8 protein-coding genes are annotated in these 9,181 nt (G+C 49.4%); 2 read left to right on the forward strand and 6 right to left on the reverse strand.

Features of this window, described 5'->3' with window-relative positions:
* Window positions 1-933: amidohydrolase family protein (locus tag ACQY6F_RS17160; protein ID WP_428776171.1), on the forward strand; the 933-nt coding region annotated here is incomplete at its 5' end.
* 125 nt (window positions 934-1,058) lie between these two features.
* On the opposite strand, the gene ACQY6F_RS17165 is transcribed toward ACQY6F_RS17160, so the two are convergent.
* The 5 genes from ACQY6F_RS17165 to ACQY6F_RS17185 form a co-directional block, all read right to left on the reverse strand.
* A complete protein-coding gene (locus ACQY6F_RS17165) occupies window positions 1,059-1,718 on the reverse strand; it encodes a c-type cytochrome (RefSeq protein WP_428776173.1) in 660 nt (219 codons plus the stop codon).
* 4 nt (window positions 1,719-1,722) lie between these two features.
* Window positions 1,723-3,036, reverse strand: coding sequence for a molybdopterin-dependent oxidoreductase (locus tag ACQY6F_RS17170; RefSeq protein WP_428776174.1), 1,314 nt, complete (start codon window positions 3,034-3,036; stop codon window positions 1,723-1,725).
* 562 nt (window positions 3,037-3,598) lie between these two features.
* Window positions 3,599-5,080 carry an alkaline phosphatase D family protein gene (locus tag ACQY6F_RS17175; protein WP_428776175.1) on the reverse strand — a complete coding sequence of 494 codons (1,482 nt, stop codon included), beginning with the start codon at window positions 5,078-5,080 and terminating at the stop codon, window positions 3,599-3,601.
* A gap of 27 nt (window positions 5,081-5,107) precedes the next feature.
* Window positions 5,108-5,437, reverse strand: a complete 330-nt coding sequence (locus ACQY6F_RS17180; protein ID WP_428776176.1) for a hypothetical protein — start codon at window positions 5,435-5,437, stop codon at window positions 5,108-5,110.
* A gap of 11 nt (window positions 5,438-5,448) precedes the next feature.
* Window positions 5,449-6,417, reverse strand: coding sequence for a hypothetical protein (locus ACQY6F_RS17185; RefSeq protein WP_428776178.1), 969 nt, complete (start codon window positions 6,415-6,417; stop codon window positions 5,449-5,451).
* A 244-nt stretch (window positions 6,418-6,661) separates the two neighbouring features.
* On the opposite strand from ACQY6F_RS17185, the gene ACQY6F_RS17190 reads away from it, so the two are divergent.
* On the forward strand, window positions 6,662-7,249 hold the full coding sequence (locus ACQY6F_RS17190; protein ID WP_428776180.1) for a DUF99 family protein: 588 nt from the start codon (window positions 6,662-6,664) through the stop codon (window positions 7,247-7,249).
* An 87-nt stretch (window positions 7,250-7,336) separates the two neighbouring features.
* Here the strand turns inward: ACQY6F_RS17190 and ACQY6F_RS17195 are convergent, their stop codons facing one another.
* Window positions 7,337-8,641 carry a MipA/OmpV family protein gene (locus ACQY6F_RS17195; protein WP_428776182.1) on the reverse strand — a complete coding sequence of 435 codons (1,305 nt, stop codon included), beginning with the start codon at window positions 8,639-8,641 and terminating at the stop codon, window positions 7,337-7,339.
* Window positions 8,642-9,181: the final 540 nt, after the last annotated feature.

Here is a 9,181-nt window from a genome sequence, read left to right on the forward strand (position 1 = left end):
GATCCCGACAATCGTAGTGCCTTACACCATGCCACCTGGCTGACGGAGAAAGATCAGAAACTCGTGATTGACAACAAAATTCCGGTCAACTCGACACCGAATTTTACTAACGATTGGAGCGGTACCGATCAGGATGCACTGCGTTACATGGGTGAGAAACGGACAATGGCCTATTTTGGTCGCTACCCGGACTTCGCTCGCGCTGGTGTTCGAGTGAGCTTGGCGGCAGATCTTCCTAGTACCCCTCCGACTATGCAGGCTCCGTTATTCGTGGTGCAAGGGGCTGTGACGATGAAAAATCCGGCCGATCCCAATGCTAAGCCATTCCCTCCAGTGGTAAAACCTATGACCGTTCAAGAGGCACTTCGCGCCGTTACATTAGATGCCGCTTGGCAGCTACGGCTAGAAGATAAGGTAGGCAGTTTGGAGGTTGGCAAACTGGCCGATATCGTAGTGCTTGACGGTAATCCGTTGCAAGTTGATCCAATGAAAATACAGGAGATTAAAGTCAGCCAGACCATGATGGATGGTCAGTTCACCTTTGATCGGGCTGCTGAGCTGGGCAAAAAAGAAATTGTGTCGGTCAAGGTTACCAACCCGGCACTTCAGGCGGCAGTCGACGTTAAGCTGCTCAATCTGTTGGTCAAAGATGAAATGTCTGGTGGAATGCGGGTCTGTGGAGATCAGCAGGTCAATAATGACCCTGCCAGTCACGCAGGTTCTCCATTTGCTCCGGATGAGGTCAACATGGCGTTCGCAAGCCTGCTGAAACAAGGTTATATCTACGCACGTCCGGCCCGGGCCATCTATTGGAAAAACACCAATAGCAACTACTGGATACAGTGGACCTTAAAAGACGATGTGTCTGTTCTTTGGGCCTATGACCCTGAGCAGAACAAAGCGGTAGAGATCCTTCAGGTTCGGGAGAAATAGCAGAGTTACCGCTATAGGAAGTCAATGTTGTGCCGGTTTAAAAGCTGGCACAACCCTAAAAAGGATCCATATCAGATAGTTACGCTCAAGCCAATGCGTCTGCTTAAGACGGGAATATCCGGTTGCTACTGGCCATAATAGGTTGAAAGGTAAACCAGGATAGCTTGGTATTCGTCTGGGTTGAGTTCTTCCATACCTTGTTCCTCAACCATCCATTGCAGGGTTTTATCCCATCTTTTTTTACTCATGCCCTGTTGCGCCACCAGGTACAAAGAGTGGCAGGCAGAGCAGACGGCCGCAACCAGCTCCATGTTTTCCCCCGGGGTCAGAATGCCTTCACCGGCGGATACGACCGGTGTGCCTGCCGCTGCTGTAATCCAGTCCGGCGGTGCTGGATTACGGGTTGCCAGCCAGGCAATGATGGCGGCTCGTGCGCCGGGATCTTCGATGCCCGGAAAAACCATATTGGTGCCCGGAGCAAACTCAGAGGGTGACGCCAGAAAGGCATCGAGTTTGTCGGCACTCCATTTCCCTTTAAGTTGCTGTAAGGCTTCGCTGTAATGGAAATCCGGATAACCGGCGATATCGCGCTCGGCCAATCCCCATAAAGGAGGCCCGACGACCGGTACGCCGTCCGGGTCAAACTGGTGACACGCCTTACAGACGAATGCCTGCTGTTCTCCGGCCGATATCAGCGCCTCGTCAGCAGACAGTGGGCAACTGATAAGCAGCAACAGGGAAAAGGAGAGCGGGATTACCCGCTCAACAAAGTTTACTGTGAGCACTTTTCTACCCCTTCACAACTAATGCCACCCGATGGAAGGTGTTGTTCAGGTAACCTTTGGGGTTCCAGGCAATAGCAAACGGCTGACTGATCCCTTGGTCATCGGTGGCTTTGGCCCACACTTCGTAGTAGCCCGGTTGGGGAAATTTCACTTTAGCGCTGAAGTTTTGCCAGGCCCCGACATTGGAAGGTTCGGCCAGTTCGGCATCCATCCAGGTGGCGCCAAAGTCTATTGAGACTTGCACTTTGTCTACCTTACGATCGCCAGACCAGGCGTGGCCTCGGACGAATACTTCTCCGCCGGTCACTTCGGTATTGGTTTGTGGTGAAGTGATCAGGGATTTCACCGGCATTCGTTCAATAATGTCAAAATCTTCCGTGGCCACGTCTTCGCCTGGTGCTACCGGACGATTAGGCACCCGGTAAGAGGTACCGGTCATTTTCGCACCGTCATGGACCTGATCTCTGATTTGAATACGGGTCAGCCACTTCTGCGAACAGGATCCGGGCCATCCGGGCACCACTAACCGCAGTGGCGCACCATTCATCGGGTGCAGTGGTTTGCCGTTCTGTTCGAAGGCAATCAGATTTTCGCTGCCCATCGCTTTGGCTATCGGCACGCCCCGTGAGATGGGGAGTTTGCCCTCTTTACCGGACAGATGTTTATCTGCGCCGAAGTGCGCCGTGTAAACCGCACCATCCTGAACACCGGCGGCTTTCAGCACGTCGGCAAGCCGTACTCCGGTCCATTTTGAACAGGCAACCGCACCATATGTCCATTGATTACCGGATGCTTTGGGATCAAAGAAGGCACGGCCATTACCACCGCATTCGATCACTAACTGCTGTTCTACGACCTCGAAGTTTTCCTTCAGATCGGCGATAGTCAGTGTCATAGGTTTGTCGACCAGGCCATCTATGGTCAGCGTCCAGATTTCGGCATTAACGTCTGTTGGTGGAAGACCGTTATTGCGAATGAAGTGGCGCGGGGTGGGGGTGATATCGTCATCGAGTAGGTGAGGGGGCGTCTCGGCGTTGACCGGTCTGTCATTCAGTACTGTCAGGCCATCTTTGCCTTCTATCACGACATCATCCAGTCCTTCGGCAAAAGCGGCAGGAATGATGCCGGCGGGCATGTTTCGGTGAAAGGGAATCGCGCCGCCAAGGACAGCTGCCATGGTGGCCAATCCGGCTCCTTTCAGAAAGCCTCGTCTGTCAGGGTAACTGACTCGGCCGAACACTTTTTCATCCGCCGAATCCGGGTTGTTTTCGTAATACTTAAATATGCCTTGTGGTGGTTTGGGTTTGTTGTCGTCCATATTGCGTTCCTCATTCCAGGCAATGCAAAAATGGTTATTTGGTCATTTACATTGCTGCAGGCTAGTAATCACAATCTAAATAAAAGTACGTTTTAATTGGTTAATCTGTCTATAAGATTAGTTGACGATTGTTGCTGTTAAAACGCTTTCACTTGGAACAATAGCCGGGTAAGCCCATGTCCCCCGGTTTGCCATTCATCATGCCGGAATCGTTACATTCCAAGCATGGTTTACTGCGTGCTTAACTCGTTGAATTTATATCGTATGATGTCTGATTGCAGAGGTTTATTTTACTGCGATGTTCTTTTGTCGTGTACATAAGACGAACGCAAATTAACGGCCTTTAACCGAAAAAACACAAAAGCAACCCGCGTAAAGGCCGGTTGTTATCTTGATAGTGGCAAATTTAGATGCTTTGAGCGTTCAGTGTTCTATAGGTTTAGCGAGTGATGTTTGTAAAGATAGATTCTGCGCTTGCATGACAGTTGTGGGTTGTGAACTATTGTCATTTAAAACCAGCACCATGTGGTGCCGGTTTGGGTTAAACCTTAGTAAGGTGTAATTAGAGGATCGGGAAAGCGGGTTTGTCTTTATTTTCGGTCAGCCAGTTCACCCACAGTTTGTTGTCGCTGCCTTCCAGTAGTGTGGCGAAATTTCGTGCCCGGATGTATTTATCTGAGCCATATGGTCTTAGCATATCAGCGACGATCTGGTGGTTTTCATCCAGATATTCGGTGCGGTCATTAGTAATAGCGCAAATTCCCAGCCACTCCATATAACTTGGTGCAGGATGCACAATCCCGGAGGAGACTACCTGATGCACTGGCCGATGGTTTTCACTGCGCAGATCACGAATTACGCCTAATGCACCGACGTGAACGTCCCCGGAAAGTATGACACTGCGACCCTGGCGTCGTTGGCCGCTCTGCAACAAGTGCATGATCAGGCGGGAGCGCTCCCCTTCGTGCTCTTTGGCGCGCCAGTGATCTTTAAGGTCGTCGGTGAGTTCTTCTTCCCATGGCGTGATATCAACGGCATTCTCGGCAAAGGAAAAATCCCGATACACCACCGGCACGGCACTCATCACCAGTAAGTTTTTATTACTGTTATCAGCCAGATAAGCGGTGACGGCCTGCCACTGATCAGCCGCCATTACATGAGATAAGCTGCGCTGGGAGCGGTTATCCAGTACCAGAATATCGTAGCTGTGAAAGCTTAATGTCGCGCCGTAGTGCGTGAGGGGCTGGTTGTCCCGCTGAATTAAGGTTCGGTTTTGAATGCCCCGGATTTGCAACAGCTCAAAGTGCTTGCGCGCGGATTGAAAGATCGCCTGATACACATCGCAGCCCTGAATATCGTCCGGGTAGCTGCCCCAGCCATCGAATATATCGTGGTCATCCCACATCATAATCGACGGAATGGAAGCCAGCATGCTGGCAATCGGCTCTTTGTTCCAGCGGTCTACATACAGTTCGCTGTAGAAGCGATCGATCTGTTTAACCATATCCTTGCTGGCCCGGCGCTTTACTTTTTCTTTGCGATCAAGCTCATTCCAGTTTTTAAGAAGAGATACTTTGGTCCAGATAGCGTCAGCGTACACCTGATCGCCGCCCATAAGAAGCAGCGAAAATGCTTCGCGTTGATGCTCCTGTGCCATGGTCTTCCACAGCCTGAACGGCTGTTCGGTGGTATTCATCAGGGTCAGGTCAGAAAAACCATTGCAGGATACATAGGCAAATTTGGGCTTCTCCTGCTGGCCGGGCACGTAAAAAGACCAACCTTGATTGCCGCGTTGATCGTGCAACGTCAGCCCTTCTTGTTGCAGGGTATAATCGATGGTTTCTTCGCCCGGGGAATCAATGTTGATCTCCATCCGCCACACTTTGCCGTCGTTGATCTCGCCGATCAGTTGCGCCGGTACCGGTTGATGATGTGGATAGCTGACGCTGACCGAACCCGCCGATTTGTCTGTCACCACCACAACCGTATAGTGGTGGTCCGATTCCAGCCCGAGTATCGGGCCAAGGACAAGTTTCTTATGCATATTTAATTCCTTGGTTTTAGCTCAGTGTCAGCGGATCACGTCAGCCATCACAGCGCTGACTTTTGATACGGTATTAAGTACTTTTGCCACGCTTTCAAACTGCTCCAGTTTGTTATTCAAATCATCTTTAGCCTGCTGGCTCTGGGTTCGCAGTTCGGTCAAAAGATGCATGACATCTGCCACCTGACAGGTGTCCGTCAGGGAGGCTGTGATAAGCGCATCGTATTGCTGCCTTAGGGTGCGTTGCTGCCGCCACAACTGGTCATACTCATGGCTTTCAATGGTCATGACTGCCATTAATTGGTTGATTTCTAATATTGCTTCGTACAGCTGGTCTTTTAGTTCTGCGTTATCCATGATTCGATTCCTTATTCCGGACAGCGAGCGGAGTGTTTTTCAACCACGATAGGCCTCGGACAGGTTTGCATCATGTCTTCAATCGAGGCGAACATCTTATGTGTCGTGCGCAGCTCACTGACCGATTGTTTCAGAGCGTCGGAGGTAAAACGGTCGGCCGCGACTTCGGTCGCGATAACATGGTGTGCTCTGGCCATTTCACCCAGAGCTGTGGCGGTGGCTTCAACTGAGGCCAGGCTGGCCATCATGGCGGAGTATTTGTTGTAGCTGTGTTCAACCGCCTGGCGCTTCACAAGCAAATCGCTGCGTGGGGTGTTGTTTACTGCAGTCAGATAGAGTGTGAGCTCAGTGTCACGTGCTATTTCGAGCCTTCGGATAAAATCCTGCCGCAGGATATCCTCAGCCAACCGGCTGCTAAGCTGCTGGACCAATGGGTCAGCAGCTATGACAACGGATTTAATAGCTTCGGCACGTCGGTTCTGCAGGTAGGTGGCACTGATCTGTCCGGCAATCCGGCCACCAGTGGCACTTTGCTTTTCGGTCAGTAATGTTTCAGATTGCAGTTTCTCATATGAGTTATTTAACGTATTTAATGACTCAATCAGCTCCACGCTGGCCAGAGCCACACTCTGATCACTGGCCGTCATACTCAGTTGGTACAGGGACTGGGCATAACGATGCAATGCCTGATTGGCCTGGAATAAGGCGACAGTATTAATGTCGGTCAATCCGGCTCTGGCGGCACCGGCCAGCGCCTCTTTAGAGAGCGGTTCCGGGCTGGTGGCCAGGGCGGCCAACTCTTCATTGCGGGCAGAGCGGTTGTAGTCGTCGATAAGTGATTGCACCCGAGAAGTCACCTGAGCGGCGTCTTTACTGTAAGCCGCGATATAGCCGGTAGGCGTTGTAGAACAGGCGCTGACTGCCAGTACAACAGACAGCCAGGCCAGTCGTGTATAGCGTGAGGAGAATAGGGGTGTCATTTCCAGATTATCCTGTCGGTGTGGAATGAAAAGATTCAGTATGCATATTAATGCGTATTAATGTTGTGACTCTGGTTGCGAAGTGTCTTTTTTGTTAATGACGTTACTTCCAGAGTGATGTTTCAAATTAGTTGTGTTCACGGTACGGCGACGCACTTAGCCTGAGACAAACCGCTGTGCCATACTCAGGTCAGCTATTGCTGCTATTTAAATGATGTCGATGACTGAAAGGAAGGTGCCTCAAATGAAGCCACTCGAAGAGCTTTTACGTCTGAATCGAAAGATCCGGGTGATTGGCTTTGATGACGCACCTTTTGAGCGCAGACCAGGCGCGCCGGTCCCTGTTGCAGGTGTTGTTTGTTCCGAAACGCGCTTTGAAGGGATGGTTTGGGGAGAAACAACCAAAGATGGTAGTAATGCCACGGAAATCATTGCCAATCTGCTGAAACAGAGCAAATTTTACCAACAGGTTAATCTGGTTCTGACTGATGGTGTTGCCGTCGGCGGGTTCAACCTGATCGACCTCCCGTTACTGGCGGATACGCTGCAGCGTCCCTGTATTGCGGTGATGCGCAAACACCCTGATATGGCTGCAATTGATACCGCACTGCACCATTTTTCCGATTATGAGCAGCGGAAGGCGATATTGCTCAAAGCGGGCACCGTCTATAGCCATAAAAGCTTTGTATATCAGGTTGCCGGATGTACGCCGGATACGGCAGCGCAAGCACTGGAGTGCTTAACAGACACAGGTAACGTCCCTGAGGCGCTGCGTCTGGCCCATATGATCGGTGCTGCTGTCGTTACTGGTGAAAGTAATAATCGGGCTTAGCCACTGTGAATGACAAGAGTAAAAAATACGTTTTAATAGAAGCAGCCAAAGCCCGCAGGAAATCGCTACGGGCAAAAATGTAGGCCGTTAAAACTCGTACTGAAAGTAAATGGTGTTGTAGTTACTGCCACCTTTGATGCGTCCAAAATTGGACGATTTTTCAAATATCGCTGACCGGTGGTGAAGCGAGTAACCCACCCACATGTTTTCCCAATTTTTCTGTCTGAAGAGATCACCAATATTGACGTCGAATGAGAAATCCAGATAGTTCAGAAGCTTACTCGGTGTGTAGCCTTTCTCTTCCATCTCGGTACCTTCAATATAGGTGACTCTGTTGACGTAAGACATTCCCTCCGCGAGCCCAAAGCGCCACTTGGTTGGCCAGTTAAAGGTGTAGTAAGCCTTGATTGCCACTATGTATTCTGTACTTGATGACTGAACTTCAGATGACCAGTGATGCGCCAGGCCGGGTGTGAGGTAGATATCCAGCGGGAAGCCAAACAGCTCATCTGTCAAAGGATGGCCGTAAAACAGTGATGTCAGCTGATTGTTGTATTCGTCTTTTTCTGCTTTGAAGTTGAAGATATCGCCCATGTTTGAAGGCGTTGCCCAGCCATGTGCAACCCTTAAGTATGGGCGGTTGCGAAGATTAGACTTAGGCGCTTTGTTCTTGTCATTGAAGAAACCAAAGCCAAGGAAAAGCTCTCCCTGATAGCGATCCTGAACAATCCTGCTGTTGTAGGCATTGCTATCGAGTCGGGTGACACTGGTTTCACCCAATAGGTATAAGTTTGACGTAACATGGTAGCGGGCTTTAATGCCTAAGTTGGTATCGAGCCCGCCTCCAATTCTTTCACCGGTAATATCTTTGAATGAGTAGTACTCGCTGTTGAAGTCTGCATCTTTATAACGAAGCGTAAACGAGGGCTCTAGCTCCCAATCACCGAATTCATAGTGTGCGGCAATACGGTAGTTATAATGATACTGAAATTCATCATCCGACATCACTTCCAATTCATTGCGCCAGTTGTCGTTAAAGCTGTACTGGAGCTGTGCACCAAAGTCAGATCTGTCTCCCTCATAGGCATTCTGGACTGATTTAGGAATATCAACATAGCGGTGGCGAGAGATAAGACTTACGCGCCACGGCGAGTCGCTGTCGTCAAATAAGAACACCCCGCCTTCCAGCCCTTTAAGGTAAAAGTACTCATTTTCAAAAAACATCATTGGCACAAAGGTGCTGACATTGGAGTCCCCATTTGCTGTGTGGAAAGGGATAGAAGCGATACGGGACATCGCTGCGATTCCCCAGTTTTGCTCTTCGGCGGAGTAAGCCGGTAAGGTGACTGCCGTGATTGAAAGTGGAATAAGAACCTGTCTTAGTATTTTCATGGAGCTTCGCATCAAATGGGTTGAGAAAACGTATATCTTCATGGATTACAATTTTAACTGTCTGTTTATGGGCGAATGTATCATGAGTTTTCCGCTAAATTGTACCCGTAATATCAAAATAGTGTCATAACAAATGAGGCTGGCCACTACCTGCTGATGTATCGCTCTAATTTAATAAAACGATTCAAGTTATTGCCTTGGCCAAAGCGAGTAGAGCTTATCTGTCAGTCACCATCAATCTAATCGGTTCTTTGCAAGTCTAGCCTAGAATTACCTCACACTTTTTTGAACTACGGCTAAAAACTAATTACACACCACACTCAAATGACTCCAATACTTAGTGTTTTGTGTTTTGTGTTTTGTGTTTTGTGTTTTTAGGTAGATGTGGGCGAGTGGGGGAAACGGTATGAATAGAGATAGATTTGAATTATAACGAGCAAAAATAGAAGCTTGCGTATCTTATGCACAGATAAAAAAAGCCCCCGCGATAGCAGGGGCTTTTGAATGTGTTATGGGATTAACTACACTGGATAAATTTAG

Source organism: Vibrio sp., from assembly GCF_050299255.1.
Lineage (GTDB): Bacteria > Pseudomonadota > Gammaproteobacteria > Enterobacterales > Vibrionaceae > Vibrio.

Excerpts from the sequence above, each read along its gene's own strand:
- ACQY6F_RS17170 (WP_428776174.1), bottom strand. The coding sequence starts at position 3,036 with ATGGACGACAACAAACCCAAACCACCACAAGGCATATTTAAGTATTAC.
- ACQY6F_RS17175 (WP_428776175.1), bottom strand. The coding sequence starts at position 5,080 with ATGCATAAGAAACTTGTCCTTGGCCCGATACTCGGGCTGGAATCGGAC.
- ACQY6F_RS17180 (WP_428776176.1), bottom strand. The coding sequence starts at position 5,437 with ATGGATAACGCAGAACTAAAAGACCAGCTGTACGAAGCAATATTAGAA.
- ACQY6F_RS17185 (WP_428776178.1), bottom strand. The coding sequence starts at position 6,417 with ATGACACCCCTATTCTCCTCACGCTATACACGACTGGCCTGGCTGTCT.
- ACQY6F_RS17190 (WP_428776180.1), top strand. The coding sequence starts at position 6,662 with ATGAAGCCACTCGAAGAGCTTTTACGTCTGAATCGAAAGATCCGGGTG.
- ACQY6F_RS17195 (WP_428776182.1), bottom strand. The coding sequence starts at position 8,641 with ATGAAAATACTAAGACAGGTTCTTATTCCACTTTCAATCACGGCAGTC.